Genomic DNA, 22,322 nt, shown 5'->3' with positions numbered 1-22,322 from the left:
GGGGGGCGCGCGGAGGCACCCCCGCGCCGGGGGCGCACCCGGGGCCCCACGGGCCCCGCAAGGCCCCTGCCAGGCGCTACGGGTGGCCCAGGGACCGCCGAGTGGCCCGAGGTCCTACGAGCGGCCTGGGGTCCTACGGGTGGCCTGGGGTCCTACGTGTGGCCCGAGGGCCTACGAGTGGCCCAGGGACCACCGAGCGGCCCGAAGGCCTACAAGTAGCCCGGGGTCCTACGAGCGGCCCGAGGTCCTAGGTGTGGCCTGGGGTCCTACGTGTGGCCCGAGGACCACCGAGCGGCCCGGGGTCCTACGAGCGGCCCAAAGGCCCACAAGTGGCCCGAAGACCACCGAGCGGCCCAAGGGCCCACAAGTGGCCCGAAGACCACCGAGCGGCCCGAGGACCTACGAGCGGCCTGGGGTCCTAGGTGCGGCCCGAGGACCAACGACCGGCCCGAGGGCCACCGAATGCCCCAGGGACCTACGAGTGCCCCAAGTCCTCCGACGCGTCCGGTTCCGTCGTCGAGCCCGAGTCCTTCGCCGGGCGGAGGGGGAACTCGTCGGCCGCCATCGAGTCGAGGACCGGCGGCGCCGGGCGCGGGGGCTTCGGCATGACCGCGGCCTCCGAGTGGCCGCCGCAGCCGTACGCGAGGGAGACCACGCGGCCGTCGGCCGGGGAGAACTCGTTCGCGCACACGCCGAAGGCCTGCTTCAGGGAGCCGGCGATCGGCACCAGGAAGGCACAGGACTGGCAGCTCGCGGGCGCCGCCTGGGCCATCGGGGTCTTCGCGCCGAAGGCCTCGTCCCAGCGGTCCGCGGCGATGTGCAGCCCGTAGCGGGACAGCACCCGCGCGCGGCGCATGCCGAGCTCCTCGGCGACCGCCGTGATGGCGCCGCGGGACGGCGTGCGCGAGGTGAGCTCGGCGTCCTCCTCGTCGAGGTGGTCCACCATCTCCTCGGAGACGGCCGAGTTCGGCGGCGGCGCGTCCTCGCCCGACCAGCCGGGCTCCAGGCGCAGGTCGTCCTGCTCGGTGGGCAGCAGGTCGCCGGGGCCCATGTCGCCGGGCCGCAGCCGCTCGCTCCACGGCACCCACTCGGGCGCGAGGAGCGCCTCGGAACCGGGCAGCAGGACGGTTTCGTCGAGCGTGACGTTCTTGGCGCGGGAGGCCCGGGTCACGGTGACCGCCCAGCGCCAGCCCCGGTAGCCGGGCTCCTTGCACTCGAAGAAGTGCGTGACGACCCGGTCACCCTCGGCGACGACCTCCACGTGCTCCCCGACGACGCCGGGCGCGGCGGCCTCCTCGGCCGCCTCCCTCGCGAGGTCTACCGCCTCGGCGCACAGACGGTCGGGGGTACGCGTGGCTCGCGGGGTACGCGGGGTACGGCTTCGCGTCGTCGCAGCACTCACAGGTCTCGCTTCTCTCCTACGCCGTCTCACGGGTGCGCCGGCCGAGGAGCGGGAGCGAGCGGGAGCGAAGTCCCGGGCGGTGGTACGGAGCGGACCAGAGGGCCGCATCGACGTCCACGCCCGACAAGTCTCGCGTGCTTCTCGCGCGTCTCGGGCACACCTATCGTCATCCATTCTGCGGGATGCCGAAGAGGCGCGCGGCCGAGAACATCCGCCGGTGGCGCGCTACGCACGCTACCCCGTTCGCAGCGCTCAGCCCACCTGCGCGCCCCAAGTGGCCCGCATCGCGGACCGCGGCGGCCCCCCGCCGACGGCTCGCGGGCCGCGCCAACGGTTCGCGGGACCGGCGCGTGGGGCACTATGACGGAGTGGCAGCCGCACGGTCTTCCGCACGATCCCACGATCATGCCGGGCCGCTCAGCCGAGCGGGCCGGAAGCTCGGCCGCGCCCTGCACCTGCCCTTCACCGGCACCGCGAAGGGCATCAGGAAGGCCACCCACGCGCACGGCGCGGGCGAGTCGGGGCTCGGCAAACTGATCGAGCTGCACGCCGTCAACGGCGCCGGCGACGTCATGATCACCGTCGCCCTCGCCTCCACCGTCTTCTTCTCCGTGCCCACCGACGAGGCGCGCGGCCGGGTCGCGCTCTACCTCGCGATCACGATGCTCCCCTTCACCCTGCTCGCGCCCGTCGTCGGCCCGCTCCTGGACCGCGTCCCGCACGGCCGCCGCGCGGCCATGGCGGCCGCGATGCTGACGCGGGCCGCCCTCGCCCTCCTCATGTCCGGCGCGGTCGCCACCGGCGGGCTCCAGCTGTACCCGGCGGCGCTCGGCGTCCTCGTCGCCTCCAAGGCGTACGGAGTGGTGCGCAGCGCCGTCGTGCCGCGGCTGCTGCCGCCGAACTTCTCCCTCGTGAAGGCGAACTCGCGGGTGACGCTCGCCGGCCTCCTCGCCACCGGGATCGCCGCGCCGATCGGGGCGGGACTCCAGCAGATCGGCCCGGGCTGGCCGCTGTACGGGGCGTCCGCGCTGTTCCTGCTCGGCACCTACTGGGCGCTGCGGATGCCGCACAAGGTGGACTCGGCGAAGGGCGAGCGGCGGGCCCACCTGCTGACCCACGGCGAGAAGAAGCCGAGCCTGCGGACGGTCGGCCCGGCCGTCCTGCACGGACTCCAGGCGAACGCCTCGCAGCGCATGCTGTCCGGTTTCCTGATCTTCTTCCTGGCGTTCCTGCTGCGGGTGCACCCGCTGCCGGGGCAGAGCGCGGCGGTGTCGCTCGGCATGGTGGCCGTGGCGGCGGGCGTCGGCAACGCGTGCGGCACGGCCGTCGGCTCGCTCCTGAAGGAACGGGGCCACGGGCCCGAGGTGATCATCGCCACGATGGTGACGACCGTCCTCGCGACGGCGATCTGCGCGGCGGTCTTCTTCGGCGGCCTGATGGTGGCCGTGCTCGGCGCGGTGGCCGGCCTGACCCAGGCGCTGTCGAAGCTCTCGCTCGACGCGCTGATCCAGCGCGACGTGCCGGAGTCCGTCCGGACCTCGGCCTTCGCCCGCTCCGAGACGGCACTCCAGATGGCCTGGGTGGTGGGCGGCGCCATCGGCATCTCCCTGCCGCTGAACGGAACCGTCGGCATGTCGGTGGCCGCGGGCATCCTGGCCCTGGGCGCGTCCCTGTCCGTACGGGGCCTGCTGACGGCGGCCCGCCGCCAGTCCCGCAGGGGGCGGGGCGACCCGCAGAAGGCGAAGGTGGCGTAGCGCGACGGCCGGGGGCCCGGGCGGCGTAGGGGGTGTCTCGTCGATCAGGCCGGATCAGGGAGCGGCGTCTGGTGCCGTGCGTCGCAAGGCGCCGGAGTGGCCCGATAGCGGAGCTATCGGGGCGCTTCGGCAACGCGGCGAGGCGCGGTGCCAGGCGTCGCGAGCCCGGCATGATCGGCGAGACACCCCCTAGCCCGGACGCGGCACGCCGTACCCCCGCGTGGCGCGGGCGCGGCGGCCCGATAGCCTTCGGCCCATGACCGTTGCGTTCCTGACCCGTAAGCGCCGCCGGGCCGCCGTGGCCCTCGGGGCCGTCTCCGCCGGGCTCCTCGTTCTCTCCGCCTGCGACAAGCCGTCCCCGGTCGCCACCGTGACGGTCGGCTCCTCGTCCGTGAACTCCGAGGCCGCCTGCTACGACAAGGACGGCCTCCCCGACAAGGAGATCACCGCCTGCCTCAACAAGAAGGCCGGCAAGTCGATCTCCGCCGACCCGTCCGACAAGATCCGCTTCGGCGTCGACCCGGAGGTCGCCGAGAAGGGCTGGACGATCTTCCTCAACGGCACGAACGCCGAGCCGGAGCCGTTCAAGAAGACCTACCGGTCCATCCCGGCCAGCGCGTTCTTCGCCAGCCAGACGGGCGAGTCCACGGACAAGACCCAGGTCGCCATCGTGGAGACCAACGCCGACAACAAGAAGGTCGTCGGCATCTGGTCCTTCGAGCTGAAGAAGCAGGACTGAATCCGGCCTTGACCCGCCGGATCCTCGTCGTGACGGCCGTGGCGGCGGAGGCGGACTCCGTCGCCGGCGGCCTCATGACTCCTGAGCCGGGCGCGGACACGATCCCGCTGCCCGGCGGTTTCGCGCTGCGCCGCCACAGCGGTACGAGCCTGGTGGACGTCCTCGTCGCGGGCGTCGGCCCCGCCGCGGCCGCCGTCGCGACCTCGACGGCACTCGCGCACGCCCACGCGCACGCGGCGCCCCTCGAGCGCCCGTACGACCTCGTCGTCTCCGCCGGGATCGCCGGCGGCTTCCTCCCGCACGCCCCCGTCGGGACCGTCGTCGTGTCCGACGCCGTCGTCGCGGCCGATCTCGGCGCGCAGACGCCCGACGGCTACCTGGCCGTCGAGGAGCTCGGCTTCGGGCGGTCGGCGCACCCGGTGGCCCCCGAGCTGACCGGGGCCGTCGCCAAGGCGCTCGCGGACGGCGGGCTGCCCCACGCCGTCGGGACGGTGCTCACCGTGTCGACGGTCACCGGCACCGCCGAGCGGGCGGCCGAGCTGGCGGGACGTCACCCGCGGGCCGTCGCCGAGGCGATGGAGGGCTTCGGCGTGGCGGAGGCCGCCGCCGCGTACGGCCTTCCCGTCGTCGAGGTCCGGGCCGTGTCGAACGCCGTCGGCCCGCGCGACCGTGCCGCCTGGCGGATCGGCCACGCCCTGGACGCGCTGCGGCACGCCTTCCAGCTGATCGGTCGGACCGTTTTCGTGGAGCCCGAGGAGTCCTCGTCGTGCCCAAGCTGAAGATCGCCTACTCGCCCTGCCCGAACGACACCTTCGTCTTCGACGCCTGGGCCCACGGCCGGGTCGCCGGCGCCCCGCGGCTCGACGTGACCTTCGCCGACATCGACCTGACCAACGGGTGGGCGGAGCGCGGTGACGCCCCGTACGACGTCCTGAAGGTCTCGTACGCGGTGCTGCCGTGGATCCTCGACGAGTACGCGCTGCTGCCCTGCGGCGGCGCCCTGGGCCGCGGCTGCGGCCCGCTCGTGCTGACCAGGGAGGCGGGCGACCCGGCGGACCTCGCCGGGAGGACGGTCGCGGTGCCGAGCGAGCGTTCGACGGCCTACCTGCTGTTCCGGCTGTGGGCCGCGGACATGGTCCCGGGCGGCGTCGGCGAGGTCGTCGTCCTGCCGTTCCACGAGATCATGCCGGCCGTGCGCGACGGCAAGGTGGACGCCGGGCTCGTCATCCACGAGGCCCGCTTCACGTACCGGAACTACGGCCTGCACGCGCTCGCCGACATGGGCGAGCACTGGGAGCACACCACCGGCCTGCCGATCCCGCTCGGCGCGATCGTCGCACGCCGCTCGCTCGGCGAGGACACGCTGCGGCTGCTCGCCGAGTCGGCGCGCGCATCGGTCCGGATGGCCTGGGACGACCCGTCCGTCTCCCGCCCGTACGTACTCGAGCACGCGCAGGAGATGGACCCGAAGGTGGCCGACCAGCACATCGGTCTCTACGTCAACGAGTTCACCGCCGACCTCGGCGAGACCGGCTACGCGGCGGTGCGCGGGCTGCTCACGCGCGCCGCGGCCGAGGGACTCGTACCGCCCCTCGGCCCGGACGCGCTGAAGTTCCCGTAGACCCGGCGGGTCACACGTCGAGCTGGTCCGCCACCGCCCGCAGCAGGCCCGCGATCTTCTTGCCGTGGACCTTGTCGGGGTAGCGGCCGCGCTCCAGCATCGGCGTGATGTTCTCCAGGAGCGTGGTGAGGTCCTGCACGATGGACGCCAGTTCGTCGGGCTTACGGCGCTGCGCCGCGGCGACGGACGGGGTCGGGTCGAGGACCGTGACGGAGAGCGCCTGGTCGCCGCGCTGGCCGGCGACCACGCCGAACTCCACGCGCTGCCCCGGCTTCAGGGCGTCGACTCCGGCGGGGAGCACCGACGAGTGCACGAAGACGTCACCGCCGTCGTCGCGGGAGAGAAAGCCGAAGCCCTTCTCGCTGTTGAACCATTTGACCTTGCCGGTAGGCACGTCCGTTCCTCGTCCTCGTACTCGATGGGTGCGCCGGGATCCCGGCTCTGTGGCAAACGCTCTTCGCTCTATCTCAGGAAAGAGATACAGCGGGTCACCGATGCTCACCGAGACCCGCCGGCACCAAGGCTAATGGGCTGAGGCCCGGTGACAAGACGTCCCCGGTCCGTTCCCTCCGGCCTGGGAACTACCCTGGCCGAATGCGTAGTGAAACCCCTTCGGCCCCGACTTCGGCCGCGACGGACGACCGTGCTCCCGGTGACGGCCTCGTCCGCGCCGGTGCCGTCGTCTTCATCGTCGGCGCGGTCGCGACCCTGGTCACGGTGGCTCCGCTCTTCCTCGGATCCGATCCGTTCCCGACGGTCGCCTACCTGGTGTCGATGCTCATGGGCGTCGGATTCCTGATCGCCGGTGCGGGCGTGCTCCGCTCGATCGCCGCCGGGCGCCGCCGGGCGCGCGCCGTGCAGGCGGCGACGGCTCAGCCCAGGTAGCCCTCCCACCAGGGCCGGAAGTCCGTCAGGTCGGCGAGGACGACGTCCGCGCCGGCCGCCCGCAGCTCCTCCGGGGCGCACGGCCCGGTGGCCACGGCCACCGACAGGGCGCCCGCGGTACGGGCGCCGCGCACGTCACCCGTGTGGTCGCCGACGTACACCGTGGCGCCGTGCGCGCGCAGGGCCTCCGCCTTGCCCTCCGCCCACAGGTCGCCGACGACGGCGTCCGGCTCGATGCCGAGGTGGGCCAGGTGCAGCTTGGCGTGCGGCTCGTTCTTCGCGGTGACGACGATCGTCCGGCCGCCCGCCTCGCGAACGGCTTGAATGGCATCCCGCGCGCCGGGCATGGGGACGGTCGGCTCGATGGCGTGCACGCCGTAGAACTCGCGGTAGCGCGTCACCATGGCCGGCACCTGCTCCTGTGGGAACCAGTGGGCGAGCTCGTGGGCCAGCGGCGGGCCGAGACGGGAGACGACCAGGTCGGCGTCGATCGGCACGCCGACGGCGGCGGAGAAGGCCTCGAAGGCGGCCTTGATGCCGGGGCGGGTGTCGAGGAGGGTCAGGTCCAGGTCGAAGCCGACGGTGGGCACGCTCTCGGTCACGGTCATGGAGGCCATTGTGCCCGTGTGTTCGAAAACGGCCCCTGTCTAGACTGAGCCGGGCCTTCCGCTTAGCGAAGCCTTACCGAACCACCGACCGACCCGCCGACCGAACCGCCGCCCGAACCGGCGACCGACCCGCCGTCCGAACCGACGACCGACCCGCCGACCGAATCAGCGACCCGCCGACCGAATCAGCGACCCGCCGAACCGCCGGCGGAACCAGCGACCCGCCGACCGAACCGGCGAACCGCCGAGCCGTCTCCCCTCCCCGTACCTCCGATGGGTGTCCATGTCCGCCACACGCTCCCGACGCGCCGGCCGGCGCGTCGTCGCGACCACGGCGGCCGGCGTCGCCCTGCTCCTCGCGATCCTGCTCAGTCTCGCGGTCGGCGCCCGGGCCGTGCCGCCCGCCACCGTCCTCGACGCGCTGCTGCACGGCGCCACCGGCGACGACGCGGAGGTCGTCCGGCAGCTCCGCGTGCCGCGCACGCTGATCGGCCTCATGGTCGGCGCGGCGCTCGCGCTCGCCGGGACCGCGCTGCAGGGCATCACCCGCAACCCGATCGCCGACCCCGGCATCCTCGGCATCAGCCAGGGCGCCTCGGTCGGCGTCGTCCTCGCCATCGCCTTCGCCGGGGTGCACACGCTCACCGGCTACGTGTGGTTCGCCTTCGCGGGCGCCGCGCTGGCCTCCGTCGCCGTCTACGCCATCGCGTCGAGCGGCCGGGGCGGGGCGACCCCGGTGAAGCTGGCGCTCGGCGGGGCCGCGATCAACGCGCTGCTGCTGTCAGTGACGACCGGCGTGCTGACGACAAAGGCCTCGGCGCTCGACGAGTTCCGGTTCTGGCAGATCGGCTCGCTCGACGGCCGGGACGCCCACATCGTGGGCCAGATCTGGCCCTTCCTGCTGGTCGGCGCGGTCCTGGTGCTCGCCGTCGCGCGCGGGCTCGACGCGCTCGCGCTCGGCGAGGACGTCGCCAAGGGCCTCGGCCAGCGCGTCGCGACCGTACGGATCGTCGGCGGCGTCGGCGCGACCGTGCTGACCGGCGCGGGGGTCGCCGCCGCCGGGCCCATCGCGTTCGTCGGCCTCGCCGTACCGCACATCGCCCGCGCGGTCGTCGGCTCGGACCACCGCTGGGTGCTGCCGATGGCGGCGCTCATCGGGCCGGTGATGCTGCTGGTGTCGGACGTGCTCGGCCGCATCCTGTTCCCGCCGGGCGAGGTCCCGGCGGGCGTGATGACGGCGCTGATCGGCGTGCCGTTCCTGGTGACGCTGGTACGACGGAAGGCGGTGCCGGCATGACGCGACCCACTCCCCGGCCCGGCACCCCGTCCGGCCCGCACGCCGACACCCAGCCCGGCACCCCGTCCGGCCCGCAGGCCCACACCCAGCCCAGCGCCCAAACCGACACCCAGCCCAGCGCCCGGTCCGGCGCCCCGTCCGTCCCCCGGCTCCGCCCCCACGGATACGCGCTCGTCCGCGCCGGACGTGCCTCCTTCCTGGTGCACCGGCGCTCGGCCCTGGCCGTCGCGGTCCTCGTGGTGCTCCTGGCCGCCGTGTCGGTCGCGTCCCTGTCCGTCGGCGAGCGTTTCGTCGCGCCGGGCGAAGTCCTCGACGTCCTCGTCGGCGACGGCACGTCCTTCGTGGTCGAGGAGCTGCGGCTGCCGCGGCTCGTGACCGGTCTGATGGTGGGAGCCGCGTTCGGGATCGCCGGCGCGCTCATCCAGACCGTCGCCCGCAACCCGCTCGCCAGCCCCGACGTCATCGGCATCAGCCAGGGCGCGGGCACGGTGACGGTCGCCGCGATGACCTTCGGCCTCGCCTCGTACGGCGTCATCCCGTACGTGTCGATCGCCGGCGGTCTCCTCGCCGCCGCGCTCGTGTACGTCTTCGCGTGGCGGGGCGGGCTGCACGCGACCCGCTTCGTCCTGATCGGCATCGGCTTCGCGATCGCCCTGCGCTCGCTGACCCACCTGTTCATGACGAAGGGCGACTACCTGGTCGCCCAGCAGGCCCAGATCTGGATGACCGGCTCCCTCAACGGGCGCGGCTGGGACGAGTCGGCGCCGCTGCGCTGGACGCTCCTCGTGATGCTGCCCGCGGTGCTGTGGGCGGCGCGGGCGCAGCGGACGGTGTCGCTCGACGACGACACGGCGACGGCGCTCGGCGTACGGCTCGGGCGGGTGCGGCTCGGCCTGGTGACCGTGGGCGTGGTCCTGGCGTCGGTCGCGACGGGCGTGGCCGGTCCGGTCGACTTCGTCGCCCTCCTGGCTCCGCAGATCGCCCGCCGGGTCACCCGCACGGCGCAGATCCCGCTGCTGTGCTCGGCGCTCCTCGGCGCGCTGGTCGTGGTCGCCGCCGACGTGCTCGGCAGGCGGCTCTTCGCGCCCACCGAACTGCCGGTGGGCGTCCTGACGGCGGCGGTCGGCGCCCCGTACCTGATCTGGCTGATCGTACGCAGCCGTGGAGTGGGAGGCAGTCGTTGAGCAGGCTGAGCACACGGGAGCTGACGCTCGCGTACGAGGAGCGGACCGTCGTCCACGAGCTCGACCTGGCGATCCCCGACGGCAAGGTGACCGTCATCGTCGGCCCGAACGCGTGCGGCAAGTCGACCACCCTGCGGGCCCTCGGCCGGCTCCTGAGGCCCAAGGGCGGCGCGGTCCTGCTGGACGGCGAGGAGCTGGCGAAGGTCCCGACGAAGCGGATCGCCCAGAAGATCGGCCTGCTGCCGCAGACGCCCGTCGCGCCGGAGGCCATCACGGTCGCCGACCTGGTGGCCCGCGGCCGGCAGCCGCACCAGGCGTGGTGGAAGCAGTGGTCGGAGGAGGACGAGCGGGCCGTGGTCGACGCCATGGCGCGTACGGACGTGAGCGCGCTGTCCCACCGCTCGGTGGACGAACTGTCCGGCGGCCAGCGCCAGCGGGTGTGGATCGCGATGGCCCTGGCGCAGGAGACCGACCTGCTCCTGCTCGACGAGCCGACCACCTACCTGGACATCGCCCACCAGGTGGAGGTCCTCGACCTGGTCCGCCGCCTCAACCGCGCCCGCGGCCGCACGGTCGTCGTCGTCCTCCACGACCTGAACCAGGCGGCCCGCTACGCCGACCACCTGGTGGCCATGAAGTCCGGCCGCGTGGTCGCCGAGGGCCCACCGTCCGAGGTGGTGACGGCGGACCTCGTGCGCGAGGTCTTCGGCCTGGACTCGGTGGTGGTCCCGGACCCGGTGACGGGGTCACCGCTGGTGGTACCGGGGGCGCCGTGGTCGGCGGACGAGACCGAAGAAGAGGGGGCTGAGGGGGTCGAGGGCGCCGAGGAGTCCGGGGTCGCCGGCGTCGTGAACCCGCGCCCCTGACCCCTCACCGCCTCCGCGACCGCCACAGCAGGAACAGCGCCGACGCGATCGCCGCCGTGCGGAGGGCCCAGGGCCAGGTGGCGGAGACGGCGGCGCCCATGGCCTCGCCGCCCGGGGCGACCGGGTCGCCCCAGCGGCCCTCGACGCGGCCCCAGAGCCAGACCATGGCCCCGGCGGCGACCGCGCCGGGCAGGACGAGGACGGCGGTGCGGCGCTCGCGGGAGGCGTAGGCGAGGAGCCAGCCGGCGGCGAGCGGAACGAGGGAGCCGACGGCCGCGCCGACGAGGAGCAGCACGGCGGCGGCCAGCAGGAGCGGGCTGCCCAGGCGCAGGCCGCGGAGGCGGGCGGCGCGGCCGGGCGCCGCCGGCGCCTCGTCGGTCGCGTCCTCCGGCTCTTCGTCCGCCTCCTCGTCCTCCGCGGGCGGGGGCTTCAGGAGCTCCGGGATCTCCACGCCCCCGATGAAGCCGGCGACCGCACCGGTGTCCGTGGCGCCGTCCTGCCACCAGTCCGCCGTACGCGGCTCGGGGAGGGCGGCCGAGGGGCGGTCGGGGCCGACGGGGCTGTCGGGGCGGTCGGGGCCGGTCTGGCGCGGGACCGGCGTGGGCGCCGAGGGTGCCGAGGACACCGCAGGGGCTGCCGGTCTCGGCGGAGGGGGCGGGGACGCGCGGGCCACGACCTCGTCCGGCGTACCGAGGGCGTCGAGGATGCCTCGTACCGCCTCGCCCCTCACCTCGCGGCGGCGTTCGATCTCGTCGCGCAGGCCCGACACCAGCTCGCGGCGCTCCGCCGCCGGCACCTGACGCTGCTGCGCCAGATCGCCCACCCGGCTCAGATAGTCGAAGACCAAGCGGTCGTTCTCGTTCCCCACGGCACGACGGTAGCGCCTGCGCAGGGGCTAACGTGGTCCGGATGGGGATCGGTGAGCTCGACCGGGAGGCGCACGTGCCCGAAGGAACTGCCGTCGACGGCGCGGCGGCCGGCACCGGCGCCGCGCCGCGCACGCTCGCGGAGGCGCTGCGCGCCGGTGGCGACGAGGCGCTGGCCGCGCTGCTGCGTGCCCGCCCGGACCTGCTGTCGCCCGTCCCGAACGACCTGACGCAGCTCGCCACCCGCGCCGGCACGCGCGGTTCGGTCGTCCGGGCCCTGGAGCGGCTCGACCGCTTCGCCCTCCAGACGGCCGAAGCGCTCGCCGTGGCCCCCGACCCCGCCCCGTACCCCGTGCTCCTCGCCCTGCTCACCGGCGACGACGGCCACGACGACGCCCCCGGGATCGAGGCGGCGCTGCCGCGCGCGGTCGCCCTGCTGCGCGAGCAGGCGCTGGTGTGGGGCGACGACGAGCGGCTGCGGCTGGTGCGCACCGCCCGCGAGCTGCTCGCGCCCTCGCCGCAGCACCCCTCGCCCACCGGGCTCGGCCCGTCGGTCGCGGAGGCGACGGCGGGCATGTCGCCGGGCCGCCTCCAGGAGATCATCGCCGCGGCCGGGCTGCCCCCGACGCACGACCCGGTGTCGGCGGTCGCGGCGCTGACGGAGCTGTTCGCGGACCGTACGAGGATGGCGGCGCTGCTCGACACCGCGCCGCCCGACGCGCTCGCCGTCCTCGACCGGCTGGTGTGGGGCCCGCCGTACGGGGAGGTCACGGCCGATCCCGCGCCGCCGGTGCGCTGGCTGCGCGACCGGGGCCTGCTGCTGCCGGTCTCCACCCGGACGGTGGTGCTGCCGCGCGAGGCGGCGCTGCACCTGCGCGGCGGGCGGGCGCACCGGGCGCCGGAGCCGCGGGCGCCGGAGGTGACGGCGGCCCGCGACTACCGTCCACAGGTCGTGGACAACGCGGCGGCCGGCCAGGCGTACACGGCGCTCACGACCGTCGAGGAGCTGCTGAAGTCCTGGGACCAGGGCGGCCCGCCGGTGCTGCGGGCCGGCGGCCTCGCCGTCCGCGACCTCAAGCGGACCGCCGCCGCGCTCGACGTGTCCGAGCCGCTGGCCGCGTTCTGGCTGGAGTTGGTGTACGGGGCCGGGCTGCTCGCCTCGGACGGCGAGGCGGACGAGCGGTACGCCCCGACGCCCGCCTACGACGACTGGCTCGACCTGCCGCCCGCCGAGCGCTGGGCGCTGCTCGCCGGCACCTGGCTCGACGCCACCCGCACCCCGGGCGTCGTCGGCACCCAGGACGGCAAGGGCCGCACCCTGTCCGCGCTCGGCCCCGGCCTCGACCGCGCACAGGCGCCGGAGGTGCGCCGCCGGGTCCTCGCGCTCCAGGCGACGCTGCCGCCGGGCGCCGCCGCCGACCGCGAGGCGCTGCTGGCCCGGCTGCGCTGGGACCGCCCGCTGCGCAGCGGCGGTCCGCTCGCCGACCTGCGCGAGCAGATCGCCGTGTGGACGCTCGACGAGGCCGAACTGCTGGGCATCACCGGACGCGGGGCGCTCGCCTCGCCCGCCCGCGCCCTGCTCAACCTGCCGCTCGCCGAGGCCGCCCCGCCGGACGCCCTTCAGGGACACGAGTGCGAGCCGTCCGTCGCGGCCTCGCGGGCGGCGACGCTGCTCGCGCCGCTGCTGCCGGAGGCCGTCGACCACGTGCTGCTCCAGGCCGACCTCACGGCGGTCGCCCCCGGGCCGCTGCGCCGCCCGCTCGCCGACACCCTCTCCGTACTCGCCGACGTGGAGTCCAAGGGCGGCGCGACCGTCTACCGCTTCACGCCCGCGTCCGTACGCCGGGCCCTCGACGCCGGGCGCACCGCGTCCGACCTGCACGACTTCCTGACCGCGCACTCGCGCACGCCCGTACCGCAGCCGCTCGCGTACCTCATCGACGACGTGGCCAGGAAGCACGGGCACCTGCGGGTGGGAGCCGCGTCCGCGTACGTGCGCTGCGACGACGACGCCCTGCTCGGCGAGATCCTCGCCGACCGGCGCGCGGCCGCGCTCGGACTGCGCAGGCTCGCGCCGACGGTGCTCGCCGCGCAGTCCGACCCGGCCGGACTCCTGGAGGGGCTGCGGGCGATGGGGTACGCACCGGCCGCCGAGTCCGCCGAGGGCGACGTCCTGATCACCCGCGCCGACGCCTACCGCACCCCGCCCCGTACCGCCCCCGCGCCGGTCCCGGAGGGGCCGCCCACCCCGGACGGGACGCTGCTGAAGGCCGCGGTCAGGGCGATCCGCGCGGGCGACCGGGCGGCGACGGTGGTCCGCAAGGAACCGTCCTCCGCCCGCGCCGCCGGCGAGCTGCCCCGCACCTCCCCCGCCGAGACCCTGGCCACCGTCCAGGCCGCCGCCCTCACCGGCTCGGCCGTCTGGATCGGCTACGTCAACGCGGAGGGCGGCGCGAGCCAGCGCGTCATCGCCCCGGTCCGCGTCGAGGGCGGCTTCGTCACGGGCTACGACCACACGGCCGACGAGGTCCGCACGTACCCGCTGCACCGCATCACGGGCGTGGCGGAACTGGCGGAGGACGAGACGGCGTAGGGGCCCCTGCGGCCCCCGGCCGCTACAGCCCGAACGTCGTCACCACCGCCGCGTGGTCCGAGGGCCACGCGTTCGCCGCGACGTCCGGCCACGGGGCCGGGGTGCCCGTGACCAGGGTGCGGGAGGTGAGGACGCGCAGGGCGTGGGCGTTGTGGAGGATGAAGTCGATGCGGTCCTGCGGCTCCGGGGCGCCCTCGTGGGGGCCGGGCTCGGGGTGGACGGGGTGGATCGGGGACCAGGTGGGGCCGGGGGTCAGGGCCGGGTCGGGGTGGGCCTCGCGGAAGGAGTCGCGCAGGCCGGCGGCCTCGGCGGCCAGCGTCACCGGCCAGGGGACCCCGGGCCGGTCGAGGTGGGAGGGGGCGTTGAAGTCGCCCACCAGGACGACGGGCCGGACCGAGTCCGGGCCCTCGCCCGCCTCCTTGCGGATCCGGTCCAGGGTGTCCCGCATCTGGGCGAGGCGGATCTCCTCGTGCGCGACCAGTTCCTCGGCCGGCAGGCCGTCGAAGTCGGCCTCGTAGGGCCCGTAGGGGGTGTAGTGGAGGTGCGCCGTCCACACGTCGACCTCCCGCACCCCGTCCCCGAGGTCCACCCGGACGCGGACGCCCGCCGCGCCGTAGAAGCCGACCCCGGGGTCGCCGAGCCGGGCGACGATCGGGTGGCGGCTGAGGATGCCGAGGTTCTCGCCGGCCGCGTGGTGGTGCCAGCCAAGCGCGGCGGCCAGCTCCTGGGTGGCGGTCCGCCCGGTCTCCTGGAGGCCGACGACGTCGGCGCCGGACGCGCGGATGGCGGCGAGCTGCTTGGCCCGGTGGTCGTCGACCATGCCGCCGCCGAGCCACAGGTTCCAGCTCATGACGGTGAGCCGGCGCCCGGCGAGCCCTGCCAGGAGGGACGGCGTGACGCCGGTCAGGGAGTCCCGCACGGTGCGGCCGGGGCCCGGCGCGATCGGGGCGACGGAAGGGACCGCGAGCACCGCGCAGCCCGCCGACTCCGCCGAGGCGACGCCGGTCGGGGTGTCCTCGACGGCCACGCAGCGCGCGGGATCGACGCCGAGCGCGGCGCAGGCCGCGAGGTACGGCTCGGGCTCGGGCTTGGTCGTCCCGGTGTCGTCGGCGGTGACGGTGACCGTGAACCCGGGCGCGCCGAGCTCCGTGAGCGCGGCGACGACGGTGTCGGCGACGGTGCGGGGCGAGGCGGTCACGAGGGCGGTGGGGACGCCCTCGCCGGCCAGCGCGGCCAGCAGGCCGAGCGCGCCGGGCCGGGGCACGACACCGGCCCGCACCCGGTCGGCGAACTCCCGGTGCAGCGCGGCCGCGAGCCCGCCCGCGTCGGCGCCCGTCGCCGCGGCGAGCCAGTCCGCGGTGTGCTCCACGGGCCGGCCGAGGACGTCGGGCCGGTCGGCGTCGGTGAGCGGCCGGCCGGCCACCAGCTCCACCGCCTCCCACCACAGTCCCTCGGTGTCGACGAGCGTGCCGTCCATGTCGAACAGGACTGCCTGGAGGGGGGGTTCGGGGTTCACGTGCCTCGGCGTCACTTTCTCTTCTGCCGTTACGGAGGTTACGGGCGGGGGGCGACGAGGACCGGACGCTCCCGCAGGGTCACCGTCACGGCGTCCCCCGCGGCGAACGCGGCCGCCTCGTGCGTGGCCAGGTCGGCCTTGACCTCGGTGGTGTCGGCGAGCCGGACGGTGAGCCGGGTGGTCGCGCCGAGGAAGGCCGTCGCGACCACCCGGGCCGAGCACGCGCCCTCCGTCGAGACCCGTACGTCCTCGGGTCGTACGAGCACGTCCACGCCGCCCGTACCGGCGGCGGGCGCCTCGCCGTCCACCGGCAGCCGGCGGCCGAGCACCTCGACGGTGCCGCCGTCGAGGTCCCCGGGGATCCGGCTCATGGTGCCGACGAACTCCGCGACGAACGGGGTCGCGGGCCGGCCGTACAGCTCGGCGGGCGGGGCGCACTGCTCCAGGCGGCCGGCGCGCATCACGGCGACCCGGTCGGCCATGGACAGCGCCTCTTCCTGATCGTGGGTCACGAAGAGGGTGGTGATGCCGAGTTCGCGCTGGATGCGGCGGATCTCCTCGCGCAGCCCGAGCCGCACCTTGGCGTCGAGCGCGGACAGCGGCTCGTCGAGCAGCAGGACGCGCGGCCGCAGCGCGAGGGCGCGGGCGAGGGCGATGCGCTGCTGCTGGCCGCCGGACAGCTGGTGGGGGTAGCGGTCACCCTTGTCGGACAGGCCGACGAGCTCCAGCAACTCCGCGGCGGTGGCGCGACGTTCGGTCTTGCCGACCTTCCGCATCCGCAGCCCGAAGGCGATGTTGTCGAGCACGCTGAGGTGCGGGAAGAGGCTGTACGACTGGAAGACCATGCCGGCGTCGCGCCGGTGGGCGGGCACCCGGGTGATGTCGGCGCCGTCGACGAGCACGGCCCCGGAGTCGGGGTGCTCGAAGCCGGCGAGCATGCGCAGGGCGGTGGTCTTGCCGCAGCCGGAGGGGCCGAGCAGGGCGAGGAGCTCGCCGGGGGCGACGGTGAGGTCGAGCCCGTCGAGTGCGGTGGTGGCACCGAACTGCCGGCGCAGCCCGCGGAATTCGACGGTGGCGGCGGCCGTGTCCGTACGCGGCGCGAGGGTGGCGGTCGTGGTCATGGTCATCCCTTGGAGGCCTTGGGGGTCTTGGAGGCCTTGGAGGCTTCGGAGTCCTTGGAGGTACGGGTACGGCGTCCGCCCGCCCCGGAGAGGGCCAGGAGCAGCAGCCAGGTGACGAGGAGGCTGAGGACGGAGACGGCCACGGACATCTGGGCCTGGGAGCCGGAGACGTTCACGATCCACACGGCGAAGGGCCGGAAGCCGAGCAGCTGGGCGACGGTGTACTCGCCGAGGACGAGGGCCAGGGTGAGGAAGGCCGCGTTCATCAGCGCGCCGCGCAGATTGGGCAGCACGGCCCGGAGCAGCGCCTGGGTGCCGTTGGCCCCGCAGCTGCGGGCGGCCTCGACGAGGGTGCGGACGTCGACGGCCTGGAGGCCGGCGTCGAGGGCGCGGTAGGTGAAGGGCAGCGCCATCACCACGTACGCCAGGACGAGGACGACGGGGAAGTCCGGGTTCTGCAGGGCGACGAAGGTCTGGAAGAGGGGCGTGCGGGCCAGGTGCTCGGGGCCCCACTTGAGGACGGTGCCGATGCCGGCGACGAAAGCGATGGGCGGCACGACCAGCGGCAGCGAGCAGACCGCCTCGACGACCGGCTTGAGGCGGGGCGCGCCGAGCCGCAGGGCGACCAGGGCGGGCACCATGAGCAGCAGGACGACGGCGATGGTGACGGCGGCCAGGCCGAGCGAGAGCAGCAGGCTGGTGGTGAAGCCCTCGGTGCCGATGATCGTCGTGTAGGCGTCGAGGGTGAGGCCCTGGCCGGGCACGTCGACGGTGAAGACGACGGAGGCGGCGAGCGGCACCAGGAAGTAGAGCCCGGCGAGCCCGAGGACCGCCCGGCGCCAGGCGGCGGGCACGGGCGTGCGGTTCAGGCGAGCCATCGCGAACTCCGGCGTTGCAGGGGCAGGTAGACCGCCATGACGAGCCCGGCGATGACGACCATGTCGAGGCTGAGGGCGAGGGCCACGTTCTCCTGGCCGACCAGGACGTTGCCGGAGATGGCGTCGGAGATCTGCAGGGTGACGAGCGGGACGGCGCTGCCGACCATGGCGGCGGCGGTGGCGTAGGCGGCGAAGGCGCTGCCGAAGAGCAGCACGAGTCCGCCGAGGAGGCTGGGCAGCAGCACCGGGAGGGCCACGTGCCGCCAGTACTGGAGGGCGGTGGCGCCGTTGTTGCGGGCGGCCTCGCGCCACTGGGTGCGCAGGCCGTCGAGGGCGGGGGTGATGGTGAGCACCATGAGCGGGATCAGGAAGTACAGGTAGACGAGGACCAGGCCCCAGAAGCTGTAGAGGCTGAAGCCCTTGTCGGCGAGGCCGAGGTGCCGGGTGAGCACGCCGGAGTTGCCGAGGGTGGCGACGAAGGCGAAGGCGAGCGGGACGCCGCCGAAGTTGGCGAGCACGCCGGAGGCGGTGAGCACGGCCTCGCGCAGGGCGCGGGAGCCGGAGGACACGATGGCCTGGGCGAGCGGGAGGCCGAGGAGGGCGGCGAGCACGGCGGCGGTGGCGGAGAGCTTGACGCTGCCGAGCAGGGCGGTGCGGTAGGCGCCCTGGAGGGAGGCGGTCAGGTTCTCCGTACCGTACGAGCTGACGCCGGTGACCGGGTCGTCGACGGTGAGGGCGCCGCCGAGCATGGCGACGGCGGGGATGCCGAAGGCGATCGCGGTGAAGGCGAGCAGCGGGACGGCGGCGAGCCAGGCGGGGGCGCGGCGCCGCCGCTGCCGGGCCCGGGTGGGCTCGGCGGCGGCGACGGCGGGGGCGGTGGCCGTCATCCGGAGACGGCCTTGCCCCAGCCCTGGGCCAGGGTCGTCTTGGCCTTGGCCTGCTGGGCCTCGGTCGGGAAGGACGGGACTCCGGAGACGGCGGGCAGCTTGAGGGCGGCGTCCTTGTCGAGGGTGCCGGCCTTGTCGAGGGCGGGCATCAGGACGGGCCGGGCGAAGCCCTTGAGCCAGAGGTTCTGGCCCTCGGCGCTGTACAGGTACTCCTGCCACAGGCGGGCGGCCGCCGGGTGCGGGGCGTCCTTGTTGATCGCCTGCGAGTAGTACATGGCGTAGCGGCCGTCGGTGGGGACGGCGACCTTCCAGTCGAGGCCCTTGGACTTGAACTCCTCGGCGTAGCCGGCGTTGAGGTAGTCCCAGTCGATGCTGATGGGCGTCTCGCCCTTCTCGACGGTGGCGGGGGTGGACTCGACGGGCGTGTAGTTGCCGTTCTTCTTCAGCTCGGCGAAGAAGTCGAGGCCGGGCTGGATGTCGTCGAAGGAGCCGCCGTTGGCGAGGGCCGCCGCGTAGACGCCGCCGAAGGCGGAGCCGGACTTGGTGGGGTTGCCGTTGAGGGCGACCTGGCCCTTGTACTCGGGCTTGAGGAGGTCCTTGAACGTGGTGGGGCAGTTCTTGACGCGCTTGGCGTCGCAGCCGATGGAGACGTAGCCGCCGTAGTCGTTGTACCAGCGGCCCTTCGGGTCCTTCTGGCCCTCGGGGATGTCGTTCCAGGCGGTCACCTTGTACGGGGCGAACAGGCCCTGCTGGGCGCCGCTCAGCGCGAAGGAGCTGCCGAGGTCGAGGACGTCGGGGGCGCGGTCCTGGCCCTTGCGGGAGGTGACGGCGTTGATCTCGTCCTGGCTGGAGGCGTCGGGGTTCTCGACCTCGACCTTGATGCCGTACTTCTTCTGGAAACCGTCGATGAGGGCGCCGTAGTTGGCCCAGTCGCGCGGGAGCGCGATGGCGTGCAGCGTGCCCTCCTTCTTCGCGGCCGCGGCGAGGGCGTCCAGGCCGCCGAGGTCGGCGGCGGAGGTGGCGGTGGCGGCGTTCTTGCCGTCGGCGGTGGTGGTGCCCTCGGGGGCGGCACCGCAGGCGGTGAGGGCGAGCGCGGCGACGAGGGCGAGGGAGCCGCCGAGGGCGGCGTTTCTCGGGAGGGTCGCGGGGACGGGCACGGCTTCTCCAGGAGCTCGGGGGCGCTGAGGCGGGAACTTGTCTGAACAAGTCGGCCTCAGTACGCCGGTCTTCGATGACCTGAAGGTGAACGAGGACCGAACGGATCCCCGCCATTCCCTGCACAATCAGGCCTGTCGGCGCGCATTTCCAGCCAGTTGGGAGCTGGTCTACGCTGAGCGCGCTGCACACAACTTCCGCGCCCATCCGATGTGACCTGGGGGAACGATGACCGCGCGCCACGAGCAGATCGCCGCGGAGCTCCGGCGGGCGATCCACCGCGAGGAGTACCCGGTCGGCGCGCACCTGCCCGCCGAGACCGAGCTCGCCGCGCGGTACGGCGTCTCGCGCGGCACCGTCCGCCAGGCCGTCGCCGCGCTCGCCGCCGAGGGCCTCATCGGCTCCCGCCAGGGCGCCCGCCGCGTCGTCCTCGCCCCGCGCCGCAGCCAGAGCTTCACCGAGCTGCGCAGCTTCGCCCAGTGGGCCCAGGCCATGGGCCGCACGGCCACCGGCCGGGTGATCGCCCAGGAGCACCGCCCGGCCACCGCCGAGGACGCCACCCGCCTCCACCTCCCCCAGGGCACGCCCGTCCTCAACGTGCTCCGCCTGCGCGGCCTCGACGGCGAGCCCGTGCTCGTCGAACGCACCGTCTACGCCGACTGGATCTCCCCCGCCGTCGCCGCCCTCGACCCCGGCTGCGCCTCGGTCACCCAGCGCCTCTACGAGGACACCGGCCTGGTCTTCGCCCACGGCGAGCACGTCATCGACGCGATCGCGGCCGGCGCCCGCGACGCCGCCCTCCTCGCCGTCCGCCGCACCAGCCCCCTCCTCCGCGTCCGCCGCGTCACCACCACCCACGACGGCCGCCCGGTCGAATGGTCCGACGACCGCTACCGCCCGGACGCGGTCAGCTTCACGGTCCACAACGCGATCGGCCACAACCCACTGATGCGGACGCCGGCGGGCTGACGGGGGCGGTCGGCGAGGACGGGCCGACGAGGGCGGCTGCCGACGACGGGGGGACGGCGGGCTGACCGGGAGGGCGGGCGGCGAGGCCCGTCTCCCCCGCGCATCAGGCAGACTGGATGTTTGGCCGCGGGTCGGCCGCCCGCGCGGAAGGGGATGCACGTACATGAACGGTCCGCTCATCGTCCAGAGCGACAAGACGCTCCTCCTGGAGGTCGACCACGAGCAGGCCGACGCCTGCCGGCGGGCCATCGCGGCCTTCGCCGAGCTGGAGCGGGCGCCCGAGCACATCCACACCTACCGGGTGACGCCGCTCGGGCTGTGGAACGCGCGGGCGGCCGGGCACGACGCCGAGCAGGTCGTGGACGCGCTCGTGGAGTTCTCGCGGTACCCGGTGCCGCACGCGCTGCTCGTCGACGTCGCCGAGACGATGGCGCGCTACGGGCGGCTGACGCTGTCCAAGCACCCCACGCACGGGCTCGTGCTCACCACCACCGACCGGCCCGTCCTCGAGGAGATCCTGCGCTCGAAGAAGGTGCAGCCGCTCGTCGGGCAGCGGATCGACGAGGACACCGTGGTCGTGCACCCGTCGGAGCGCGGGCAGATCAAGCAGACCCTGCTCAAGCTGGGCTGGCCCGCCGAGGACCTCGCCGGTTACGTCGACGGCGAGGCGCACCGGATCGACCTGGCCGAGGACGGCTGGTCGCTGCGGCCGTACCAGCAGCAGGCCGTCGAGGGCTTCTGGCACGGCGGCTCCGGCGTCGTCGTACTGCCCTGCGGCGCCGGGAAGACGCTGGTCGGCGCCGGCGCGATGGCCCAGGCGAAGGCGACCACGCTCATCCTGGTCACCAACACCGTCTCCGCCCGCCAGTGGAAGAACGAGCTGGTCAGGCGCACCTCGCTGACCGAGGACGAGATCGGCGAGTACAGCGGGACCCGCAAGGAGATCCGGCCCGTCACCATCGCCACGTACCAGGTGCTCACCACCCGCCGGAAGGGCGTCTACCCGCACCTGGAGCTCTTCGACTCCCGCGACTGGGGCCTGATCGTCTACGACGAGGTGCACCTGCTGCCCGCGCCCGTCTTCAAGTTCACCGCCGACCTCCAGGCGCGCCGCCGGCTCGGGCTCACCGCGACCCTGGTCCGCGAGGACGGCCGCGAGTCCGACGTGTTCTCGCTCATCGGTCCCAAGCGCTTCGACGCGCCGTGGAAGGAGATCGAGGCGCAGGGCTACATCGCGCCCGCCGACTGCGTGGAGGTACGGGTCGGCCTCACCGACTCGGAGCGGCTCGCGTACGCGACGGCCGAGGCCGAGGAAAAGTACCGCTTCTGCGCGACGACCGCGACCAAGCGGAAGGTCACCGAGGCGCTGGTGAAGAAGTTCGAGGGGCAGCAGATCCTCGTCATCGGCCAGTACATCGACCAGCTCGACGAGCTCGGCGAGCACCTGGACGCCCCGGTGATCAAGGGCGAGACCTCGAACGCGCAGCGCGAGAAGCTGTTCGACGCCTTCCGCAACGGCGAGATCAGCGTCCTCGTCGTCTCCAAGGTCGCGAACTTCTCCATCGACCTGCCCGAGGCCACCGTCGCCATCCAGGTCTCCGGCACCTTCGGCTCCCGCCAGGAGGAGGCCCAGCGCCTCGGCCGCGTCCTGCGGCCCAAGTCCGACGGCCACCAGGCGCACTTCTACTCGGTCGTCGCCCGCGACACCATCGACCAGGACTTCGCCGCCCACCGGCAGCGCTTCCTCGCCGAGCAGGGCTACGCCTACCGGATCGTCGACGCGAGCGAGCTGCTGGCGGAGTAGTAGGCGGCGGGAAGCGGGCAGCGACCAGGAGGAAGCGGGCCGCAGGCCGCAGGTATGCGAAAGGGCCCCGGCCCGGCATCCATGGCGGGAAAGGGGCCCGCTCTTTCCAGTCGCGCCCACGGTCTCGCACACCCAGTCATGTACAGATAGCAAAACGCCAGGGTCAAGAAGACCTTC

General features: G+C 74.4%; 20 protein-coding genes. 11 read left to right on the top strand and 9 right to left on the bottom strand.

What is annotated here, in order from left to right; translation table 11 throughout:
• Positions 1-475: 475 nt before the first annotated feature.
• On the bottom strand, positions 476-1,402 hold the full coding sequence (locus ACFWJO_RS29395) for a DUF3027 domain-containing protein (RefSeq protein WP_386869949.1): 927 nt from the start codon (positions 1,400-1,402) through the stop codon (positions 476-478).
• Positions 1,403-1,770: 368 nt separating this feature from the next.
• Here ACFWJO_RS29395 and ACFWJO_RS29390 point away from each other — a divergent pair, with 368 nt between their 5' ends.
• The 4 genes from ACFWJO_RS29390 to ACFWJO_RS29375 all read left to right on the top strand — a co-directional run bounded on the left by ACFWJO_RS29390 (position 1,771) and on the right by ACFWJO_RS29375 (position 5,516).
• Positions 1,771-3,156 carry an MFS transporter gene (locus ACFWJO_RS29390; protein ID WP_386869947.1) on the top strand — a complete coding sequence of 462 codons (1,386 nt, stop codon included), beginning with the start codon at positions 1,771-1,773 and terminating at the stop codon, positions 3,154-3,156.
• Positions 3,157-3,412: 256 nt separating this feature from the next.
• Entirely contained in the window at positions 3,413-3,895 is a 483-nt protein-coding gene (locus tag ACFWJO_RS29385) for a DUF2771 domain-containing protein (protein ID WP_386869945.1), read from the top strand.
• 8 nt (positions 3,896-3,903) lie between these two features.
• Positions 3,904-4,674, top strand: coding sequence for a futalosine hydrolase (locus tag ACFWJO_RS29380; protein WP_386869943.1), 771 nt, complete (start codon positions 3,904-3,906; stop codon positions 4,672-4,674).
• Positions 4,662-5,516, top strand: a complete 855-nt coding sequence (locus tag ACFWJO_RS29375; RefSeq protein WP_386869941.1) for a 1,4-dihydroxy-6-naphthoate synthase — start codon at positions 4,662-4,664, stop codon at positions 5,514-5,516. Before ACFWJO_RS29380 ends, ACFWJO_RS29375 begins: the two co-directional genes overlap by 13 nt.
• A gap of 10 nt (positions 5,517-5,526) precedes the next feature.
• Here ACFWJO_RS29375 and ACFWJO_RS29370 read toward each other — a convergent pair whose 3' ends face one another.
• Positions 5,527-5,910 carry a cold-shock protein gene (locus ACFWJO_RS29370; RefSeq protein ID WP_031073201.1) on the bottom strand — a complete coding sequence of 128 codons (384 nt, stop codon included), beginning with the start codon at positions 5,908-5,910 and terminating at the stop codon, positions 5,527-5,529.
• 200 nt (positions 5,911-6,110) lie between these two features.
• Between ACFWJO_RS29370 and ACFWJO_RS29365 the strand changes: the two genes are divergently transcribed.
• Positions 6,111-6,401 (top strand): hypothetical protein, encoded by a 291-nt coding sequence (locus ACFWJO_RS29365; protein ID WP_386869939.1) that lies wholly within the window; start codon positions 6,111-6,113, stop codon positions 6,399-6,401.
• Here the strand turns inward: ACFWJO_RS29365 and ACFWJO_RS29360 are convergent.
• Positions 6,389-7,018: an HAD family hydrolase gene (locus tag ACFWJO_RS29360; RefSeq protein WP_386869937.1), complete on the bottom strand. Its 630-nt coding sequence runs from the start codon at positions 7,016-7,018 to the stop codon at positions 6,389-6,391. The genes ACFWJO_RS29365 and ACFWJO_RS29360 overlap by 13 nt on opposite strands.
• A 274-nt stretch (positions 7,019-7,292) precedes the next feature.
• Between ACFWJO_RS29360 and ACFWJO_RS29355 the strand changes: the two genes are divergently transcribed.
• From ACFWJO_RS29355 to ACFWJO_RS29345, 3 genes are read left to right on the top strand one after another with little or no spacing between them, the layout of a single operon-like run.
• Positions 7,293-8,306 carry a FecCD family ABC transporter permease gene (locus ACFWJO_RS29355; protein ID WP_386869935.1) on the top strand — a complete coding sequence of 338 codons (1,014 nt, stop codon included), beginning with the start codon at positions 7,293-7,295 and terminating at the stop codon, positions 8,304-8,306.
• Positions 8,303-9,490, top strand: a complete 1,188-nt coding sequence (locus ACFWJO_RS29350; protein ID WP_386869933.1) for a FecCD family ABC transporter permease — start codon at positions 8,303-8,305, stop codon at positions 9,488-9,490. The genes ACFWJO_RS29355 and ACFWJO_RS29350 overlap by 4 nt, the downstream gene beginning before the upstream one ends.
• Positions 9,487-10,356, top strand: a complete 870-nt coding sequence (locus ACFWJO_RS29345; RefSeq protein WP_386869931.1) for an ABC transporter ATP-binding protein — start codon at positions 9,487-9,489, stop codon at positions 10,354-10,356. Before ACFWJO_RS29350 ends, ACFWJO_RS29345 begins: the two co-directional genes overlap by 4 nt.
• 4 nt (positions 10,357-10,360) lie before the next feature.
• On the opposite strand, the gene ACFWJO_RS29340 is transcribed toward ACFWJO_RS29345, so the two are convergent.
• Positions 10,361-11,224 (bottom strand): hypothetical protein, encoded by an 864-nt coding sequence (locus ACFWJO_RS29340; protein WP_386869929.1) that lies wholly within the window; start codon positions 11,222-11,224, stop codon positions 10,361-10,363.
• Positions 11,225-11,265: 41 nt separating this feature from the next.
• Here ACFWJO_RS29340 and ACFWJO_RS29335 point away from each other — a divergent pair, with 41 nt between their 5' ends.
• Positions 11,266-13,815 (top strand): helicase-associated domain-containing protein, encoded by a 2,550-nt coding sequence (locus tag ACFWJO_RS29335; protein WP_386869927.1) that lies wholly within the window; start codon positions 11,266-11,268, stop codon positions 13,813-13,815.
• Between the two features lie 22 nt (positions 13,816-13,837).
• Here the strand turns inward: ACFWJO_RS29335 and ACFWJO_RS29330 are convergent, their stop codons facing one another.
• The 5 genes from ACFWJO_RS29330 to ACFWJO_RS29310 are packed head-to-tail and all read right to left on the bottom strand — an operon-like array spanning position 13,838 to position 19,374.
• Entirely contained in the window at positions 13,838-15,331 is a 1,494-nt protein-coding gene (locus ACFWJO_RS29330) for an HAD-IA family hydrolase (protein ID WP_386869925.1), read from the bottom strand.
• A gap of 38 nt (positions 15,332-15,369) precedes the next feature.
• Entirely contained in the window at positions 15,370-16,452 is a 1,083-nt protein-coding gene (locus ACFWJO_RS29325; protein WP_386869923.1) for an ABC transporter ATP-binding protein, read from the bottom strand.
• A 2-nt stretch (positions 16,453-16,454) separates the two neighbouring features.
• The gene (locus ACFWJO_RS29320; RefSeq protein WP_386869921.1) at positions 16,455-17,330 is read right to left on the bottom strand and encodes an ABC transporter permease; all 876 of its coding nucleotides are present in this window, start codon (positions 17,328-17,330) and stop codon (positions 16,455-16,457) included.
• Positions 17,318-18,217: an ABC transporter permease gene (locus ACFWJO_RS29315; protein ID WP_386869919.1), complete on the bottom strand. Its 900-nt coding sequence runs from the start codon at positions 18,215-18,217 to the stop codon at positions 17,318-17,320. The genes ACFWJO_RS29320 and ACFWJO_RS29315 overlap by 13 nt, the downstream gene beginning before the upstream one ends.
• Positions 18,214-19,374: an ABC transporter substrate-binding protein gene (locus ACFWJO_RS29310; RefSeq protein ID WP_386869917.1), complete on the bottom strand. Its 1,161-nt coding sequence runs from the start codon at positions 19,372-19,374 to the stop codon at positions 18,214-18,216. Before ACFWJO_RS29310 ends, ACFWJO_RS29315 begins: the two co-directional genes overlap by 4 nt.
• A 226-nt stretch (positions 19,375-19,600) precedes the next feature.
• Here ACFWJO_RS29310 and ACFWJO_RS29305 point away from each other — a divergent pair, with 226 nt between their 5' ends.
• Positions 19,601-20,341: a GntR family transcriptional regulator gene (locus tag ACFWJO_RS29305; RefSeq protein ID WP_386869915.1), complete on the top strand. Its 741-nt coding sequence runs from the start codon at positions 19,601-19,603 to the stop codon at positions 20,339-20,341.
• 163 nt (positions 20,342-20,504) lie between these two features.
• Positions 20,505-22,145, top strand: coding sequence for a DNA repair helicase XPB (locus ACFWJO_RS29300; protein WP_386869913.1), 1,641 nt, complete (start codon positions 20,505-20,507; stop codon positions 22,143-22,145).
• Positions 22,146-22,322: the final 177 nt, after the last annotated feature.

Source organism: Streptomyces sp. NPDC127092 (assembly GCF_042722475.1).
Classification (GTDB): Bacteria; Actinomycetota; Actinomycetes; order Streptomycetales; family Streptomycetaceae; genus Streptomyces.
This window is presented reverse-complemented; position numbering and strand designations above follow the sequence as displayed.